Source organism: Streptococcus sp. AM43-2AT (genome assembly GCF_003603405.1).
GTDB classification, from domain to species: domain Bacteria; phylum Bacillota; class Bacilli; order Lactobacillales; family Streptococcaceae; genus Streptococcus; species Streptococcus ilei.
Window position 1 is genome coordinate 258,703 of the sequence record NZ_QTND01000002.1, and the last position, 19,431, is coordinate 278,133.

At 44.9% G+C, this 19,431-nt stretch carries 14 protein-coding genes; 3 read left to right on the forward strand and 11 right to left on the reverse strand.

What is annotated here, in order from left to right; genetic code table 11:
- Nucleotides 1-26 precede the first annotated feature (26 nt).
- Nucleotides 27-755: a 23S rRNA (guanosine(2251)-2'-O)-methyltransferase RlmB gene (gene rlmB / locus DW930_RS05910; protein WP_117744897.1), complete on the reverse strand. Its 729-nt coding sequence runs from the start codon at nucleotides 753-755 to the stop codon at nucleotides 27-29.
- Between the two features lie 104 nt (nucleotides 756-859).
- On the opposite strand from rlmB, the gene DW930_RS05915 reads away from it, so the two are divergent.
- Nucleotides 860-1,825: an aromatic acid exporter family protein gene (locus DW930_RS05915; RefSeq protein WP_023024374.1), complete on the forward strand. Its 966-nt coding sequence runs from the start codon at nucleotides 860-862 to the stop codon at nucleotides 1,823-1,825.
- Nucleotides 1,826-1,995: 170 nt separating this feature from the next.
- Nucleotides 1,996-5,226: an LPXTG-anchored zinc carboxypeptidase gene (locus DW930_RS05920; protein ID WP_123159553.1), complete on the forward strand. Its 3,231-nt coding sequence runs from the start codon at nucleotides 1,996-1,998 to the stop codon at nucleotides 5,224-5,226.
- Between the two features lie 59 nt (nucleotides 5,227-5,285).
- On the opposite strand, the gene DW930_RS05925 is transcribed toward DW930_RS05920, so the two are convergent.
- The 10 genes from DW930_RS05925 to DW930_RS05975 form a co-directional block, all read right to left on the reverse strand.
- The gene (locus DW930_RS05925; RefSeq protein ID WP_123159554.1) at nucleotides 5,286-6,953 is read right to left on the reverse strand and encodes an alpha-glucosidase; all 1,668 of its coding nucleotides are present in this window, start codon (nucleotides 6,951-6,953) and stop codon (nucleotides 5,286-5,288) included.
- Between the two features lie 64 nt (nucleotides 6,954-7,017).
- On the reverse strand, nucleotides 7,018-8,148 hold the full coding sequence (gene ugpC, locus DW930_RS05930; protein WP_123159555.1) for a sn-glycerol-3-phosphate ABC transporter ATP-binding protein UgpC: 1,131 nt from the start codon (nucleotides 8,146-8,148) through the stop codon (nucleotides 7,018-7,020).
- A gap of 123 nt (nucleotides 8,149-8,271) precedes the next feature.
- Nucleotides 8,272-9,132, reverse strand: a complete 861-nt coding sequence (locus tag DW930_RS05935; protein WP_123159556.1) for a helix-turn-helix domain-containing protein — start codon at nucleotides 9,130-9,132, stop codon at nucleotides 8,272-8,274.
- Nucleotides 9,132-9,527, reverse strand: a complete 396-nt coding sequence (locus tag DW930_RS05940; RefSeq protein WP_123159557.1) for a Mini-ribonuclease 3 — start codon at nucleotides 9,525-9,527, stop codon at nucleotides 9,132-9,134. The genes DW930_RS05935 and DW930_RS05940 overlap by 1 nt, the downstream gene beginning before the upstream one ends.
- On the reverse strand, nucleotides 9,520-10,863 hold the full coding sequence (gene cysS / locus DW930_RS05945) for a cysteine--tRNA ligase (protein ID WP_123159558.1): 1,344 nt from the start codon (nucleotides 10,861-10,863) through the stop codon (nucleotides 9,520-9,522). Before cysS ends, DW930_RS05940 begins: the two co-directional genes overlap by 8 nt.
- A gap of 17 nt (nucleotides 10,864-10,880) precedes the next feature.
- Entirely contained in the window at nucleotides 10,881-11,402 is a 522-nt protein-coding gene (locus tag DW930_RS05950; protein ID WP_117744705.1) for a dihydrofolate reductase family protein, read from the reverse strand.
- Nucleotides 11,403-11,424: 22 nt separating this feature from the next.
- A complete protein-coding gene (locus tag DW930_RS05955; RefSeq protein WP_123159559.1) occupies nucleotides 11,425-12,291 on the reverse strand; it encodes a GNAT family N-acetyltransferase in 867 nt (288 codons plus the stop codon).
- A gap of 12 nt (nucleotides 12,292-12,303) precedes the next feature.
- Nucleotides 12,304-12,921, reverse strand: coding sequence for a serine O-acetyltransferase (gene cysE, locus DW930_RS05960; protein WP_023024389.1), 618 nt, complete (start codon nucleotides 12,919-12,921; stop codon nucleotides 12,304-12,306).
- Nucleotides 12,922-12,945: 24 nt separating this feature from the next.
- Nucleotides 12,946-15,162 (reverse strand): polyribonucleotide nucleotidyltransferase, encoded by a 2,217-nt coding sequence (pnp, locus tag DW930_RS05965; RefSeq protein ID WP_347736530.1) that lies wholly within the window; start codon nucleotides 15,160-15,162, stop codon nucleotides 12,946-12,948.
- A gap of 650 nt (nucleotides 15,163-15,812) precedes the next feature.
- Entirely contained in the window at nucleotides 15,813-17,096 is a 1,284-nt protein-coding gene (locus tag DW930_RS05975; RefSeq protein ID WP_123159641.1) for a DUF6287 domain-containing protein, read from the reverse strand.
- Between the two features lie 207 nt (nucleotides 17,097-17,303).
- Between DW930_RS05975 and pepF the strand changes: the two genes are divergently transcribed.
- On the forward strand, nucleotides 17,304-19,100 hold the full coding sequence (gene pepF, locus DW930_RS05980) for an oligoendopeptidase F (RefSeq protein WP_123159561.1): 1,797 nt from the start codon (nucleotides 17,304-17,306) through the stop codon (nucleotides 19,098-19,100).
- The last annotated feature ends 331 nt before the right edge of the window (nucleotides 19,101-19,431 follow it).

Consider the following 19,431-nt stretch of genomic DNA (forward strand, 5'->3'; position numbering starts at 1 on the left):
CTCCCCCTTCCTACGATTTTCTTCTATTATAGTTTATTGCGAAAGACCTCATACATGAGGATTGCTGCTGCGACACTAGCATTCAGACTTTGGACATGCCCCTGCATCGGAATCGTAATCATTTCATCCACTTGCTTTTTAATATTGGACGAAATGCCCTTGCCTTCGTTTCCAATGATAAGGGCTAGCTTCCCACTGGTATTCCATTTGTGAGAAGGCGTTCCATTCATATCGGTTCCAAAAATCCAAAAACCTGCTTCTTTTAATTTATCCAAGGTTTGGCTAAGGTTGGTCACCCGAGCAATAGGGACATGCTCTACTGCTCCAGTTGAGGTCTTGGCAACAACAGGTGTCACCCCAACAGCACGGTGCTTGGGAATGATGACTCCAGCCACCTGGGTAGCGTCGGCTGTTCGGAGAATGGATCCTAAGTTATGGGGATCGGTCAAGCCATCCAAAATCAAGAGCAAGGGATTGTCTTGATCAGCTACCTGGGCCAAGATATCATTCAAGTCCGTATAGGCAAATTCTGAAACTCGCAAGACAAAACCTTGGTGGACAGCCCCTTCTGTCATTTCTTGTAAGGTCTTCTTAGGAGTCCAAGAAATGGACACCTTCTTATCTGCAGCCAGATCCTTGATTTTTTCTACATTCTTTCCTCGCAAATCGTCCTGGATATACAATTTATTTCCTGTATTTGCGATCAGTGCTTCTGTGACGGCATGAACGCCGTAAACAATATCGTTTTTTTCCATGAAACTAGTATAACACAATTGCCATATCAGGTGAAACATTTGAAGTAGCCCACTTTGCTTGTGGTATAATAAAACTAGTTTAGAAAAAGGAAAGAATCAGCATTATGCCACTTATTCACCGAACCATCAAGATGGTCCTCGCCACCTGTTTGGCTATCTTGCTTGCAGAGTTTTTAGGTCTGGCCTACGCCACCTCTGCGGGGATTATTGCCATCCTCAGCATTACCGATACCCGTCGCAGTACAGCTAGATTGGCCTACAACCGCTTTATGTCCATGCTTCTAGCCCTGTTCCTTGGAAGCTTAGCCTTTCAGATTCTCGGCTACAATCTCTGGGCTCTTGGTTTTTATCTGGCTACCTATGTCCCACTTGCTTTTCTACAAGGCTGGGAAATTGGCATCACACCAAGTTCTGTCCTGGTTACCCATCTCCTGCTAGAAAAATCCACTTCTCTAGCCCTATTAGGAAATGAAGTGGCTATTTTCCTAATTGGAACCAGCTTTGCTCTCCTTGCCAATCTCTATATGCCTTCTCGACAAGAAGAAATTGATCGCTATCACGAGATTGTTGAGGAACAACTCAAGAAGATTCTCTATCGGTTTGCAGAATTTTTAGGAAAAGGAGATGGAAGCAACGATGCCAGCTTGATTCGTGAGCTAGATTCTATCTTAAAAGAGGCTCTCGATTTGGTATATCTAGACCATTCCAACCACCTCTTCCATCAGACCAACTACCATATCCACTATTTTGAAATGCGCAAGCGCCAAAATAATATCCTGCGAGACATGGCCAACAACGTAAACAACTGCCAATTAGCCGCGAGCGAGAGTCTTATTTTGGCTCAACTCTTTGCTAAAACAGCCAGCCAACTCAGTCAGGAAAATCCAGCTCAATTCCTGCTTGATGAAATCAATCGCTATCTAGCAGTCTTTCGTGAACGACCTCTTCCTCGATCTCGTCAAGAATTTGAAACCCGAGCGACCCTTTTGCAACTCCTGCGAGATCTTGAAACCTTCATCTCCATCAAGGTCGAATTTTATCAAAATTATCAGAAGGAACTTCAAGCTTAGCTCTATCTTCAGACCTGTAAAAAGAGACTGGGAAGATTTTTCCAGCTCTTTTTTCTTTGCCATCAATCTGTAACGAATTTTAAGAGAAAAACCTTCATATATATTGAAAGCGCTGTCATAAAGTGTTATGATAGGGGTGCATACATGTAAAGAACAAAGGAGGTCTCTTTATGCATTCTTCTTATAAGAAGCGTTTGTACACAAACGCACTCAGTCTCTCTACCGCTGTCCTCTTAGCCTTCCTCGCACAAGGCCAAGTTGCTGCGGACACTGTTGAACCAGCAAGTCCTGCTACACCTGTCGAAAGTGTTCTCAAACCAGAGGAAACCAGTACTAGTCCGGCAAGCAGCACAGAGGCAACAAATCCTGCCCCTGCAACAGAAGCGACTGCTAGTCCAGCTAGCACAGGAGAAAGCTCTCCTACCGCTTCAGACACAGCGAGTCCTACAGCCAAAGTAGAAGCCCCTGTAACAGAGCGGGTTGCAAACACAGAGCCTACTATCAGTCTTACTGATAGCCCTGTTTACATGTCTGAAAAAGGAACGCTGACGGATACTGTCAAGGATCAAGCTCAGGCTGCTGGAAAGATCAACTGGACCTTGGACGACAAACCACTGGAAGAATGGAAAACTTGGGATATGGAGACAGGAACTCTGTCCAAAGATCCCTTCATCACAGTTGAAGAGAACAAAAACGGAAATGATTTGGATCTAACCTTTACTGTCAAGGAACTCTTTGGTGAAGATTTAAGTCTTCGGAGCCCCAATAATATCCGTCGGACCTATCGAAACTATATCGGTGAACACACTTTGGTTGGAACCAGCGCAGATCTTGGACTAACTATTCGCAAGAATCTAACCTTCCGTCCATATAAAGATTTCCATACCCACGAGGAGATGCTAGCTTCCATTGAACAGACAAAGGCAGAAGCCAAAACAGACCGTCTGGTTCAGCTCGAAACTCTTGGCAAGAGCGCCCAAGGACGGGATATGAAGATGGGAATTGTGAGTAAGGACCAAGCAAGTATTGACCACTATCTCTCATCTACCAATCCAAAAACTTTGACCAAACCAAGTGAAATGCTGGCAGCTCTGAAGGACAAAACCTTAGATTACAAACTGCCTGTCCTAGTTCATAATACGCATGCGGATGAACAACCTGGTATTGATATCATCACCGGTCTCTTCCGTACCTTCGCCACAGAAGATCAAGTCACTTTTAAAACGACAGATGAAGCTGGTAATGTCAAGAATGTAACTCTGGACATCCCAACTCTCTTAAACAAATTTATCTTCTTGTTTGACTTTACCGAAAACCCAGATGGGGATGCTCTCAACCTGCGTGCTTTGGCCAATGGACTGGATCCAAACCGGGATGCTAGCTACCAAACCAACCCAGAAGTGCGTACCGTCATCCAAATGATCAACAAGTGGAATCCAATCGCTCTCTATGATATCCATGGATTTGTCAAAGAATTCTTGATCGAGCCTGCAACACCTCCACATGATCCGAACTTTGAATACGACCTCATGTCCAAGCTCATGTTGGAAAATGCCCGCCATATGGGACGGGCTGGAGTTGCCAATTCCAAATACGATAGCTACATCATTCCAAAACTAGACTGGGGAGATGGCTGGGATGATTCCTTCTCTGGATATACAGGTGTCTATGCTGTCTATCACGGTATCTTAGGCCATACGATTGAAATTCCAGAATCCAACCAGGAATCTTATTATGCTGGTCGTAATGCTGTCCTCGGAGGCATTGACTTCCTCAACCAAGATCCAGACAAACTCCTTGAGATGCGTCTCAACTTCTACTTACGTGGTCTCAACAAGATTGAAGATCCAAAAGCAGAAAACGAACTGGTCGGTCCAAATGGGGAAATCGTTGGACGTGTGAAAAATGGTCGTCCGAAATTCTTCCCAGACTACTATGTCATCCCAATGAGCCTCGACAAGGACAATGACGCCCAAGAAGCCTTCAATATGATCGACTACTTCAAACGAAACGGTGTCCTCGTTAAAGAACTCAAAGAAGATACAGGTAGCTACAAAAAAGGGGACTTAGTCATTGATATGGCCCAAGCCAAACGGGGCTATGCCAACCATATCCTCTATAAAGGTTCGAATGAATCCGCCTGGGCAGCCATGTATGCAGAACTTCTCGTTAACTTCCCTGATATGAAAGGCTTCAAGGCAGAACCTGTATTCAAGGACGGTCTCTTTGCTGGAAAACTTGGAGAAGTCACAACCACTCGCGCGACTAGAACCTCTGAGATTGATCCAAAAGCGCCTTACTACGTCATCGCCAATACATCAGCTAGCGCTGTTCAAGCGGTAAACAAGGTGATTTCCCAAGGCAAATCTGTTTACCTAACAGATGATGGTTACATCGTTGACCGCGATACCTTCGCATCGCTCCTTCCAAATTATGCTATTTACGGTGAAGCCCTCTACAAGGTTCCAAACGGTCCAACCTTAAAACCACTGAAAATCTACTCACCTAATTATCACTACGATTGGACTGGAGTAGATGCGCCTGCTCATACTAGTCTGGTTCTTGAAAAATTAGGTTTCCAAATCGTCGACACTCCTGATGAAGCAGATGTTATTGTTCTTGAAAACAATCGCTTCGATGCCTCCATCTTCGGCAAGAAACCAACTCTCGTCATCGGCGGGGAAGCCATGCAGAAACTAGAAAAATTGGGAGTTCTTGCAGGCTTTGATGCTGAAAAACTAAAAGGTGGCAGTGACTACGAAGGCTTGATGAAGGCCATCATCGATGACCAAGATCCACTGACCAGCGGTTACAAGAAGAACGCCCTCTTCTACTCCAACTCAGGAAACTGGATTGAAAAAGTTCCAAGCAACTTCAAAACCTTGATGAGCATCGCTTCAAGCGACTACTACATTGCTGGCTGGTGGCCAAAAAATGAAGTCCTAGCCAATAAGGTCATGGCCATTTCTGGAGAACTTCTCGGCCAACCACTCTTTGTCTATGCTGGAAATCCAACCAATCGCCAACACCCTGTCCACTTCTTCCGCTGGGTAACCAATGCGATCTTTGGTAGTAAGTTGGCTACCTTGACAGACTACGTTCCAGCTAAAGACCCAGATCAAGTGGTAGTTCCAATTCATAATCAAACAACCACTCAACAGCCAATCTTGGCCAAGAAGGACACTCCTACAGTTCTCCTTCCACAAAAAGAAACTACAGCTGAAACTGGAGAAAGTGTACAAGCCTTGGCCTACCAAGTTGGACAAAGCTTCCAAGAAAATCCAGCCAAGCCACAATTGCCACAAACTGGAGATCACTCAAGTGGACACTTTATCCTTTCAAGCTTCTTGCTAGCCGTTAGCGGTGGATTCCTCCTCTTGAAAAAGAAAGAAGTTGAATAAGTTCCAGGTTTAGACTTGGACGACATGAAAAGAACCTTCGCAGACGCGAAGGTTCTTTTCTATTCTGCTAATTCCAATACAACGGTTTGGTAAGGGGCCAATTCTAACACTTGAGCTCCTTCTTGGAATAGTCCCGTGACATTATTTAAAATGACGGTTTCAATCGGAGCTGGCAAGTCCAAGCTAGCTTGGCGATTTTGGAAATTGCTGACAATTAAGAGACGCTTCTCCCCACGACGTTCGAAGGCGATGATGTTTTCACGATCCCGATAAGCTGGGATCATATCTCCAAACCGGATGGTATTTCCATAGAGAGGATGGCGATACAAGGCCGTCAGCTGACGATAATAATTCAAGATGGAGTCTGGGTCCTTTTCCTGGTCTTCCACATTGATGGAATAATCCGGTTTGGGACTGATCAACCAAGCTGGTCCATCGCTAAAGCCCAGACCTGGCTCTGCTGTCCACTGCATCGGCGTCCGCGCATTGTCTCGGCTGTAGTTGGCAATCGCCGCCAAGGCTTCTTCCTCGCTCAGACCGGCCTCTTTAGCCACATGGTAGCCATTAATCGTTGCGATATCATCAAAATCCTCCACTGATTCAAAGACTTGGTTTTCCATCCCAATTTCTTGGCCTTGATAGATAAAAGGAATTCCCTTGCGCAACACTTGAATGGTTCCTAGGGCTTTTTTACTGGTATCGTTTACAGGACCTTCTGCGATATAGTGGGACACACCACGAGGCTCATCATGATTTTCAATGATGGTTGAGAGGACCCCAATGCTATCCGCGCGCTCATGCGCTTGAAAAATACTTTCCTTAAGTTCATCTGCTGTTGGAAGAGTATGGTCAAACCAGCCCTTTCCTTCCTGACCTAGCATGGTTTGCTTGAAGTCAAAAATCGAAGAAAAGACACCATCTTTTCCGATAAAGAAATGCAATTCTTCGTCGGTTTCATTGAAAACTTCCCCTACAGTGAAGGCATTGTACTTAGCAAAGGTTCGCTCCTTTAACTCTTGCAAGAAGGGTTCAATCGGTTGGGCATTCACCAATGATTCCGGTACTGGGACCAAGCCATTGGCACGATCTGATGGAAGCGAACGCCATTCCAGATCCTTTTTGATATTGATAATGGCATCGATCCGAAAGCCCGCAATCCCCTTGTCCAACCACCAGTTGATCATAGTGTAAATTTCTTCGCGCAGGACAGGATTTTGCCAATTGAGATCCGGCTGATCCTTATGGAAAGAATGGAGATAGTATTTGTTGGTGCCAGGAACCGGTTCCCAGACACTGCCTCCAAAATAACTTTCCCAGTTATTGGGCTCCTTGTCACTTTCGATAAAATAAAAGTAATCCGCATAAGGGCCATCAGGATCCGCTAAAGCTTTTTGGAACCACTCGTGATGGCTGGAGCAGTGGTTGACCACCAAGTCCATAATAATGGAAATGCCACGCTTCTTGCCTTCCGCAATCAACTCTTCCATGTCTTCCATAGTCCCAAAGAGGGGATCAATGGCATAGTAGTCTGAAATATCATAGCCCTGATCAATAAAAGGACTCTTGTAAATAGGGGATAGCCAGAGAATATCGATTCCAAGTTTTTCAAGATAATCTAGCTTTTGAGTAATTCCTTTCAGGTCCCCAATCCCGTCGCCATTGCTGTCCTTAAAGCTTTTCGGGTAGATCTGGTAAGCGACTTTTCCCTTCCACCAATCTTTTTCCATTTCTTGTCTCCTTTAATAAATAGAAGGCCAAGACATGCGTCTCAGCCTCTATATTATTCAAATTTTAGTATACTGTTTTTTCAGTTTCTTTATCGAAGAAGTGAGCTTTGTTCAAGTCAAATCCAAGTTCGATAGTTGCACCTGTTTCATGGTAGTCACGCGCATCCACTTTAGCGATGAATTCGTTGTCACCAACTTGGCAGTACAAGTGAGATTCAGAACCAAGCAACTCAGATACAGAGATGGTTGCTTTTACTACTGATTCTGGGAATGTTTCAAGGAAAGCAGCCTCTGTATTCACATCTTCTGGACGGATACCAAAGATCAATTCTTTGCCTTCATAGCCTTTTTCACGAAGAACTTTCAAAGCACCTTCTGGAACTTTCAAATTCAAACCGTTAGCAACGATGTAGCCATTTCCCAATTTCACGTTAATGAAGTTCATCGCTGGGCTTCCGATGAATCCAGCTACGAATTTGTTCACTGGGTTTTTGTACACTTCTTGCGGAGAACCAATTTGTTCAACACGTCCAATTGTACCAGTACCAGCAGGGTTCTTAGTTGCTGACATGATAACGATACGGTCTGCCAATGTCATCGCTTCTGTTTGGTCGTGAGTTACGTAGATAGTTGTAGCTCCGATACGACGGTGGATTTTAGCGATTTCAGCACGCATGGATACACGCAATTTGGCATCTAAGTTTGACAAAGGTTCGTCCATCAAGAACACTTTTGCATCACGGACAATGGCACGACCCATAGCCACACGTTGACGTTGACCACCAGAAAGGTCAGCTGGTTTACGATCCAAGAATTCTTTCAAGCCAAGGATTTCTGCTGCTTCTTGTACACGTTTGTCGATATCTTCCTTGCTGTATTTACGCAATTTCAAACCAAAGGCCATGTTGTCATAAACAGTCATGTGTGGGTAAAGAGCGTAGTTTTGGAATACCATGGCGATATCACGGTCTTTAGGTGCCACGTTGTTTACAACAGTACCATCGATCGAACATTCACCTTCTGTGATGTCTTCAAGACCAGCGATCATACGAAGAGTTGTTGATTTACCACATCCTGAAGGACCTACGAAAACGATAAACTCTTTGTCTTTGATGTCCAAGTTAAAATCTTCAACTGAATAGTGTTCGCTGTTTGGATATTTTTTGTAAATATTTTTAAGATTTAATTCTACCATGATGGTACTCCTTTGATTTTTATAATTCTATTGTAAATGAAAACGTTTTACAAAGCTATGGCAAGTCTCACAAAAAAGAAAAAGAGTTTTGTGCAAGTTGCACAAAACCCACTATTTATTCCGTTAGATCACATCCTGTAGAACCAAATGGTAACAAAGAGCTAGATCTGTCAGGTTTTTCAGTTGAAGACCCGTTAGCTCTTCCCATTTGTCCATCTTATATTGAAGGGAATTCCGATGGAGATAGAGTTGCTGAGCCGCCTTGGTTACAACTGCCCCGTTGTCCCACAGTGCAACAATGATATCCTGCAACTGGTCTTGACTCCCAATCAACTGATGCAAGCGTTCTTTGATAGGATGGAGATCCAAATCTGCCTGCTCAATTCCCCACAGATAGAGTTGAGAAAAGCGGTAGACGCCTTGGTGCCCTTCTCGGATCCAGGCTCTAAAGGCTGCCCATTCTGCTCGGATGACAGAAGATACTTTTCCATCTTTTGACTCTGTCCATACCTGCCCGACCATAATGGATAAGCGAATATTAAAGTCATACTCCATGGCAGAGACGGTATCTTTTAAGATATCAGCCACAGTTAGCGACTGCTCTTGATCCAGAATGAGCACATAATCTTGTCCACTCAGTTGCAAGGTTGCTCGAAAGTTTGGCAAGAGCGTCTGCATCATCTCTAGCCAAGAAGCAATACCTTCCGCTGTCGAATGTGAGAGGTGACAATAGACGAGTTGCATCTTTTTGATGACTTGAGGGGCCTCCCCTTTCCCATCTATCAGGTATTGGTACCAAGGATTGGGAGTAAGATCTTCCTCACTAGCCAACCAGGCAATCAAATGTTTTTCTCTCTCGGTCAGCTCTTCTTCCTTCAGTTGCAACCATTGCTGAGCCTGCAGGGGAATGGCTACAAAACCAGCTGGTGGATTGGGTTGATCCGTTACCTCTGCCTGAGGGAACCACTCTCTGATATCTTTCACTACTTTGTCCCTTCTTCCACTTTTTGAATACACCAAGCCACCAATTCCTCTAAGCGGTTGATTTCATCTGTCAAGTGCAAGTAACCCATGACCGCTTCAAAACCTGTCGACATACGATAGGTCACGACGTCAGCATTTTTTGCCTTGGTGTGACTATTGGTGTTACGGCCGCGCTTATAGATTTCAACTTCTTTCTCTGTCAAAACATCTTCCTCAAGCATGGTCGCAATCAGATTAGCTTGCGCCTTGGCAGAGACATACCTAGTCGCAGTCTGGTGGAGTTTGTTAGGCTTGGTCATCCCTTGCAAAATCAAATACTTACGGATATACATGGAATAAACCGCATCTCCCTCAAAGGCTAGGGCAATCCCATTAATCAGATTGACATCAATCACGTGTCCACCTTACACCTTCTTTTGTATCCAAGAGCTTGATTCCTTGCGCAGCCAATTCATCGCGAATTTCATCTGCTCGCGCAAAATCTTTCTTAGCCCGCGCTTCTTGGCGTTCAGCGATCAAGGCTTCAATATCCGCATCCAAGACTTCTTCGACAAAGACCACTCCAAAGACTTCTAACATCTTTGCCAAGGCCTCCTTGACATCTTGGTTGTAATGTCCTGAGTTGATCCATTTGGCCAATTCAAAGACGACGGTGATTCCGTTTGCCGCATTGATATCTTCATCCATAGCCGCTACAAACTTGTCCACAAAGCTTTGCAAGTCTGCTGGATCCACTTCTCCTGTGAAAGGTTGCTCGTAGGTATTTTTCAAATACTTGAGGTTGGTCTCCGCATCGCGCACAGCTTTTTCTGTGAAGTTGATGGGTTTGCGGTAGTGCTGGGTCGCAAAGAAGAAGCGAAGCACTTGGCCATCGATGGTCTTGAGAGCATCATGCACAGTGATAAAGTTGCCCAAGGACTTGGACATCTTGACATTGTCAATATTGACAAAGCCATTGTGCATCCAGTAATTGGCAAAGGTTTTGCCTGTTTTAGCCTCTGACTGAGCGATTTCATTGGTATGGTGCGGAAACTCGAGATCGGCTCCACCACCGTGGATATCAATGGTATCGCCTAAAATTCCCGTTGACATGACCGAACATTCGATGTGCCATCCCGGACGACCAGGCCCCCAAGGGCTTTCCCAAGAAACTTCACCTGGCTTGGCAGCTTTCCAAAGGGCAAAGTCGACAGGATTTTCCTTGCGAGCCGTCTCTTCGTCTGTCCGACCTGAAGCACCTAGCTCCAAGTCTTCTAGAGTTTTATTAGCCAATTTGGCGTAGTTGTGGGATTTTTCCACACGGAAATAAACATCCCCTTGACTCTCGTAGGCATAGCCTTTTTCGATCAAGTCGGTGACAAAACGAATAATATCATCCATAAACTCAACCACACGAGGGTGACGGGTAGCAGGCTTGACCCCCAGAGCCGTCACATCCTCACGAAAAGCCGCTATGTACTTGTCTGCCACTTCCTGAGGCGTAATGCCTTCTTCATTGGCACGGTTGATGATCTTATCATCCACATCTGTAAAGTTGGAAATGTAGGTAACTTCGTAGCCACGATACTCAAAGTAGCGACGAATGGTGTCAAAGGCTACCGTTGAACGGGCATTCCCCACGTGGATATAGTTGTAAACCGTTGGCCCACAAACATACATCTTGACCTTGCCGTCCTCGATAGGGTCAAAATCCCGCAAGCTGCGGGTCATGGTGTCGTAAATTTTAATCATGCGGTCCACTCCCTTCTCTATTTCTGACTTTTTCGGCTGAAAACCAGCTCTGCAAAAGGGCCAAATTGTCTAAGGCTATCCAGTTGGTAAAAGCGCTGCCCTTCCTCTTGGGTAAAGAGGGGAACCCCCTTTCCTAGGATAAGGGGCGCTATCTGAATAATGAGGTGGTCGAAAAGATCCGCATCCAAGAGCGGTCCTACCAAGGAATTACCACCAATCACAAAGACATTTTTGCCTTTGTCAATCTGGTGAACAAAGTCCACCACATCCCCAGCTACTGGCTGGTAATTGCTGACAGGCAGATGCCTATCATGCGTAAAGACATAGTTTTCCGTAGCTTGATAAAAACTATCTACATCTTGCAAATCTTGGATTTCCTCAAAGGTCCGCTTGCCCATGATGGTGATATCCATTTGCCTGTAAAAGGAATCATAGCCTGTATCCTCTACAGAACCAAGCTGATGCAGCCAGTCTATCCTGTACTGGCTGTCCGCCAAGTAGCCATCCATGGTGATACAGCCGTAAAAATATACTGCCATTCTTGTAGTTTCCTTCCTAGTTCTACACTTTTGCTTTCAGATAAACCACCTGGGTCTGTTTGACAAAACCGATCTTTTCATACAAACGCTTGGCACCTAGGTTGCTGTCTTCCACGGCAATCTGAAATGCCTTGTCATTTTGTTCAATCAGTTGGTTGATAAGGGATTTTGCTAGATAACTTCCGTAGCCTTTTCCACGATAATCTTCTACAACTGCAAGTCCATAGAGGTAGTTGCTAGTTCCAGATACATCGACAGTACAAACTCCAATGACTTGACCATCCTTGAGTAAAATATAAATTAGGCTGTCGGGATCCTTCAAGGCCTCAGAAATGTATCTGTGGCTTAATTCCGGCGATTCCGTTTCATCTGAAAACGTTTGATGATGGAGACTGGCAATGGCTTCAAGATAAGAAGGTTCTGCCAAGAGCACATCGACATCCGAACGGGAATCTAATGCATAAGCGGTTCGATCACGTCCTAACCAAGTTTCTGTCTCTTCATCCTCAACCAGTCCCCAGTTGCTGGCGAAATCAGGATGGCGCTCTAGAAAAATACGCTCAGTCTGAAAGGTAACAGACTCAATTGGATAAGAGGCCGTTTCTTTCTCAAAACTTCTATATAAAGCACGCGCAATGCCTTGACAACGATGGTTGGGGTGGACCAGTATCGCCACTTCCACATCTGGGTCATCTGCATAGACTGTTAATAGGCCAACAAGTTCGCCTTTTTCATAATAAAGGAAAAAGGCGGGCATGTTTGTGTCAAAATTAAGCATGCTAGAGAGATAGGGATCACGATAAGTTTCATCATAGGCTTGGCAACAGTTAATTAGTTTTTTTGCCTCAGATAACTCCTCTTGGCTTAACTTGTTTCTTGCTTGAATCATGTAGCTATCTCCTTACAAGCTAGAAGACCGATGACTAGCGTCCTTGGCGTGCTCCATCTTATTCACGTAGTATTCGCGCTTTTCTTCTTCTTGGTGAATGACCGGTTCGTCTTTTCGGCCGTGCACCCGCACAATTTTGGCCGGAATCCCAACAACAGTGACATCACTCGGCACATCGGAAACGACGACGGCACCTGCTCCAACCTTGGCCTTGGCTCCAATCTCAATAGGTCCAATGACCTGAGCATGGGCGGATACCAATGCTCCTTCTTTAACGGTTGGATGGCGTTTCCCAGTATCTTTCCCTGTTCCTCCAAGGGTCACTCCATGGTAGAGCATGACGCCCTTTTCGACAACGGCTGTCTCGCCAATAACGAGACCTGCCCCGTGGTCGATAAAAACTCCCGAAGCAATGGTCGCTCCTGGATGGATTTCAATCTGGGTCCAAAAACGCCAAAACTGACTGTGCATCCGAGCTAGAAGCTTAAAGCCATGATTCCACAAAAAGTGAGAAACACGGTGAGCAGCCAGCGCTTTAACCCCAGGATAGGTCAAGAGGACTTCCAGCGAGGTACGTGCTGCTGGGTCATTTTCTTTTACAATATCAATGGTTTCACGCCACCATCCCATACCGTGCTCCTTTCTTTTGATTGCTTATTCTTTTGTTTCTTCACCTGCATCTTTGGCAAAGTCTTTTCTAGGTTTGTGGTGACGAGGACGATCACCATGGCGATGACCCTTTTCACCTCTTTCTTCTGAATGTTCTGGTTTTGGAGGACGTGGTAAGAGAGCCTTCATAGAAGCATCAACACGGCCTTTTTCATCGATCTTGATAATCTTGACATCGACTTCATCCCCAATCGCTACCAAGTCTTCGACACGGTTGGTGCGAGTCCAAGCCATTTCAGAGATGTGAACGAGGGCATCCGTCTTGTCAAAGAGGTTGACAAAGGCACCGAATTTCTCGATACGAACAACTTTGGCATGGTAAACTTCGTCCACTTTCGCTTCACGAACCAAACCAGCAATGATTTCTTTAGCACGGTTAATCGCTGCTTGATCACTCGAGTAGATAGATACATTACCTTCTTCGTCGATATCAATCTTAACGCCTGTCTCAGCGATGATCTTGTCGATGGTTTCTCCACCCTTACCGATGACAATCTTGATCTTGTCCACATCAATCTTGATGGTATCAATTTTCGGAGCAGTTGGAGCCAATTCTGGACGAACTTCTGGAATGGTTGCTTCGATCACATCAAGGATTTCAAAACGAGCTTTCTTGGCTTGGGCAAGAGCCTCTGTCAAGATTTCTGCAGTAATCCCTTGGATCTTGATATCCATTTGAAGGGCTGTAATCCCATCACGAGTACCTGCAACCTTGAAGTCCATGTCTCCAAAGTGGTCTTCCAAACCTTGAATATCTGTCAATACTGTATAGTTATTTCCATCAGAAATCAGACCCATTGCAATACCAGCTACTGGCGCCTTGATTGGCACACCACCAGCCATAAGGGCAAGAGTTCCCGCACAGATAGAGGCTTGAGAAGAAGAACCGTTTGATTCCAAGACTTCTGCTACCAGACGGATCGCGTATGGGAATTCTTCCAAGCTTGGCAAGACTTGCTCAAGAGCACGCTCACCGAGAGCACCGTGTCCAATCTCACGACGACCAGGCGCACCGTAACGACCCGTTTCCCCTACAGAGTATTGTGGGAAGTTATAGTGGTGCATAAAGCGTTTCTTGTACTCTGGATCCAAACCATCGATGATTTGCGTTTCACCCATTGGGGCCAACGTCAAGGTAGAAAGAGCCTGCGTTTGTCCACGAGTGAAGAGACCTGAACCGTGCACACGGGGAACGAAGTCAACAACCGCTTCCAAAGGACGGATTTCATCGACCTTACGACCGTCAGGACGAACCTTATCTTCTGTAATCAAACGGCGCACTTCTGCGTGTTCCATTTGTTCCAAGATTTCAGCCACATCCCGCATGATACGGTCAAATTCTTCGTGGTCTGCATATTTTTCTTCGTAAACGGCTGTGACTTGGTCTTTGACTGCTTGAGTTGCAGCTTCACGAGCCAATTTTTCTTCTACTTGGACCGCTTTTTGAAGGTCACTGTTGTAGGCTGCGATGATTTCAGCTTGCAATTCCTCATCTACATGAAGCAATTCAACTTCTGCTTTTTCTTTGCCGACTGCCGCAACGATTTCTTCTTGGAAGGCAATCAATTCTTTAACGGCATCGTGCCCTTTCAGAAGAGCTTCCAACATGATTTCTTCTGACAATTCTTTGGCACCAGACTCTACCATGTTGATAGCGTGTTTGGTACCTGCTACTGTCAGTTCAAGAAGCGAGCGCTCTGCTTGTTCTTGGGTTGGGTTGATGATGATCTCACCATCGACATAACCTACTTGTACCCCAGCGATTGGGCCGTCAAATGGAATATCTGAGATAGACAAGGCCAAGGATGAACCAAACATAGCTGCCATTGGTGCAGAGGCATTTTCATCGTAAGAAAGGACAGTATTGATGACTTGCACTTCGTTACGGAAACCTTCCGCAAACATCGGACGGATCGGACGGTCAATCAAACGCGCTGTCAAAGTCGCATCCGTTGAAGGACGTCCTTCCCGCTTCATAAAGCCACCAGGAAACTTCCCAGCTGCGTACATTTTTTCTTCGTAGTTAACTTGGAGTGGGAAGAAATCCCCAGTTGCCATCTTCTTAGACATGACAGCTGCCGTCAAGACAGTTGACTCACCGTAACGCACGACAACAGAACCATTTGCTTGCTTGGCAACCTGGCCAGTCTCTACGATCAACTCACGACCCGCAAAAGTCGTTTGAAACACTTGTTTTACCATTTTAATCCCCTTTGGATGGATAATATTATACGACTTGCCTACAAAAATCAGGATACAAAGGGCGTGAAGAATCCCGTATGAAAATAGGAGATTGACGCAGTGTGCCACGCACACAAGGAAATCTCTCTTTTTCACTAGGGATTTAGCCCGTGTTCAACTATCAAGATATTTTGGACGGTTCGGCTTGCCGAACATTTCTGTAGAAAAATAGGAAGGTGACGTAGCACTCGATGAGTGCTAGGAAGCTTATCTTTTTTCCTAAGAAATGAGGCCAAAATTCAATTACCAAGATACTAAGCCGTTAAACAACTCAAAGGAAAATAGGAAATCCAACGACGGAGCGACCGCTCCTAGGAGGATTTATCTTTTTCCACAGAGTTGTAGGCGAGTTCAATTACACCTGATAGCATAGGATTTCAAGCATCCATCTGTATCTTATATCCTCATCTTTGTATCCAAGCACGTATAACCTTTATTTTACCATATTCAAGCCCAAAAGAAAAAGGCTTTAAAAGCCTTTTTCGAGGAATATTTGATTTCCACTTATTTTAAAATTCTAGAGCTAGATATAGGTGCTATCTATTTTAAAGTTTACATGAAATCTCTACTAACTACACAACTAAGTGCTTCCTAGGTAAATGACAATTCTATTAATCCACACGATAGAAGAAGTCCTCTGGGTTCCAAATGTACTGCTGCCCAATCCAAATTCGATCTTTTTTAGTATCTGACGGATCACTATTCTGGTTACTATCTGGTTTGATAGATGTCCCTGCTGGTAAAAACGAAATTGCTGCTCCACCAGCTGTATTCGGTTTTGAACTGTGGATAGCTCCAGTAATATAGCTATGATCAGGATTAACGTTATTGACGACCCCACTACCATCTGTAAAAAATTGATTTCCGGTCAAGCCATCTTTATCAAATTCCAAAGTCCATCCCAAGCCATTTCGCCAAGTCCCCGAAATACTTGAAAAATCTCCGTTCTGAATCTCTTGAATATTCATCCCACCACTTCCCTTATTTGAGGTAGCCGCATTAGAACCTTCCACTCTCGTCGTGAATTCAAGCGCAATCCACCCCTGGCCAGACTGGAGCTTTCCCCAGGTATAACCGTCAGCTGAAACCGTCTCTGTGATCGTATAAACACCTTGTGGGATCATTCCAACTTCCTCTCCCTTGATCGATGCTTCTTTACGAATCCGAAGATTTGAAACTCCTACGCGGACTTGAGAACTACTTGTTTGCGACTCTGAGTTACTTGCTTGGCTCGTCGCCTTCTTACCGGTCTCTAGTTCTTTCCATCCAAATTTTGCTTGATCCAATTCTTTTGCTGTAATTCCCAAGGCTTTTTCTGGCTTCTGGCCGTCCCCATTTTTTATTTGGATCTGATTGACAGTCTCAAGCTTTCCTTTTTGGAACTTGTAATGAATTAGATCCACCTCTGGTTGAAGAGACGAAAAGCTAGCATAAATGACTGAACCATCCTCAAAAATTTGGAAACCTGAACGAGAACCGCCAGAGGAAGCTACAAAAGCCGTATGTAGCAATTCTGGTTGCTGGCCTTTTAGATAATAAATCGCTGATACTGTTTGGCCATTTCCAATCAAGAGCTCATCCCGCCCATCTTTATCCAAATCCGTATAAAAATAGGAAAGACTTGGTTTTCTACCCAGGGTTTGAAGATACCTAGCATAAACATACTCATCGGATTGAGGATCTATTTCTTTTAGTTTAGCCGCTAGACCTGCACTATCACCTGACTCGATAGCCCTAGAGTAAGCCTGATAACGTTCAAGAACTGTTTGATAATACTCATGCCCAGACGATGTCTTCTTGGAACTTTTCCCATCTGCTACTGCACTCTGAACTGTAGAAGGTTGCGTCTTAGGTCGTCGCTTAGGTCCACATGCCACCAGGGCTAGCAACGTCATCGCTACCAAGCTAACTTTATAGATTTTTTCATCAGATACTCCCTAGAACTTTCTCCATTTTATTATACCAAACGAAGTTCAAAAGCTAGAAAATCCTTGTTTTCTTATTGGAGCAGTCAGCCTTTAATAAGATCCCCCATCCGCCTATCATTCTGCCCTCTTTTCTGCTATACTTAGTATAGTTATTTGATCAAAAAGGAGAACACTATGGAATTAAAAAAACGTTCTGAATTTCCTGAGAACGAACTCTGGGATCTCACAGCCCTCTACCAAGACCAGGAAGACTTCTTACGTGCCATTGAAAAGACGCGCGAAGAAATTAATGAATTTGTCCGCAATTACAAGGGCATGCTCCACACTTTTGAAGACTTTGAAGCTGCCTTTGCGGTCTTGGAACAGATTCAGATCCAACTCAGCCACATCGGCAACTACAGCTTTATGCCTCAAACGACGGACTTTGGCGATGAAGCTTTTGCTGAAATTGCCCAAGCAGGGATGGATTTCGAAACTTGGGCCAGCGTCGAGCTTTCCTTCTTTGATGATGCCTTGGTCGAAGCGGATGAAGATGTCCTCGAACGTCTTGGTCAACTTCCTCACCTCACTTTTGCCATTCGCCAAGCCAAAATCAAAAAAGCCCACTACTTGGGAGCTGATGTGGAAAAGACTTTGACCAACCTCGGTGAAGTCTTCTACGGACCGCAAGACATCTACACCAAGATGCGGGCTGGTGACTTTGAAATGGCTGATTTTGAAGTGGAGGGAAAAGTTTACAAGAATAGCTTTGTCACCTATGAAAACTTCTACCAGAACCATGAGAATGCAGAAGTCCGTGAAAAAGCCTTTCGTTCCTTCTCAGAAGGTCTCCGCAAGCACCAAAACACTGCGGCAGCTACCTATCTAGCCCAAGTCAAGTCTGAAAAACTGATCGCAGATATGCGAGGCTACGACTCTGTCTTTGACTATCTCTTGGCTGAGCAGGAAGTGGATCGTTCTATGTTTGACCGTCAGATTGACCTGATCATGAAGGACTTCGCTCCGGTCGCTCAAAAATTCCTCAAACACGTGGCCAAGGTCAACGGCCTTGAAAAAATGACCTTTGCTGATTGGAAGTTGGACTTGGACAGCGCGCTCAACCCAGATGTCACCATTGATGACGCTTATGACTTGGTCATGAAATCTGTGGCACCACTTGGTGAAGAATATTCTCGCGAAATCGCCCGCTACCAAACCGAACGTTGGGTCGACTTTGCAGCCAATGAAGGCAAGGATTCTGGTGGTTATGCGGCTGACCCTTACCGCGTCCATCCTTATGTCCTCATGAGTTGGACAGGGCGCATGAGCGATGTTTATACCCTGATCCACGAGATCGGACACTCTGGTCAATTCATCTTCTCAGACAACAACCAAAGCTACTTCAACGCCCACATGTCAACCTACTATGTGGAAGCTCCATCTACCTTTAACGAGCTCCTCCTAAGCGACTATTTGGAACAGCAGTTTGACGACCCTCGTCAAAAACGCTTTGCCCTGGCTCACCGTTTGACAGACACCTACTTCCACAACTTCATCACCCACTTGCTGGAAGCGGCCTTCCAACGCAAGGTCTACACCCTGATCGAAGAAGGTGGCACCTTCGGCGCTAGCAAGCTTAATAGCATCATGAAGGAAGTCTTGACCGAATTCTGGGGCGACGCCGTTGAAATCGATGACGATGCTGCCTTGACCTGGATGCGCCAAAGCCACTACTACATGGGGCTTTACAGCTATACCTACTCAGCTGGCCTAGTTATCTCAACCGCCGGTTACCTGCATTTGAAGAACTCCGAAAACGGAGCCAAAGATTGGCTAGACCTCCTCAAATCTGGTGGCAGCAAGACCCCACTTGAGTCTGCCATGATCATCGGAGCAGATATCTCAACGGACAAACCACTCCGCGATACGATTCAGTTCTTGTCTGATACGGTTGATCAGATTATTGCTTATAGTGAAGAGTTGGGTCAGTAAGAATTCCTCCAGTGTGGTTTTCTTAATTTTGTTAATCATCTACATAAAAAGTCACCAATTTTTGCTGACTTCAGATTGAAGAAAGAGTCCAAAATGGACTCTTTCTTCAATCTTTTTCTTTTACTAGAGAAAATTTTAAAAACTCAAGAATAGCATTAAATCAGCATTTCCAAAAGTTTTCGCTATATGGTAGGATATCTCTATTAGGGCAATTTAAAAATTAGAGATTCATTCTTAGTTTACTGTGCCCGATTTTTTATAAACATATCTACTTTAACCAAAGATGTTCCTTGAGGTGTGTTTATGATAAAATAAGGATTATGAACAAACT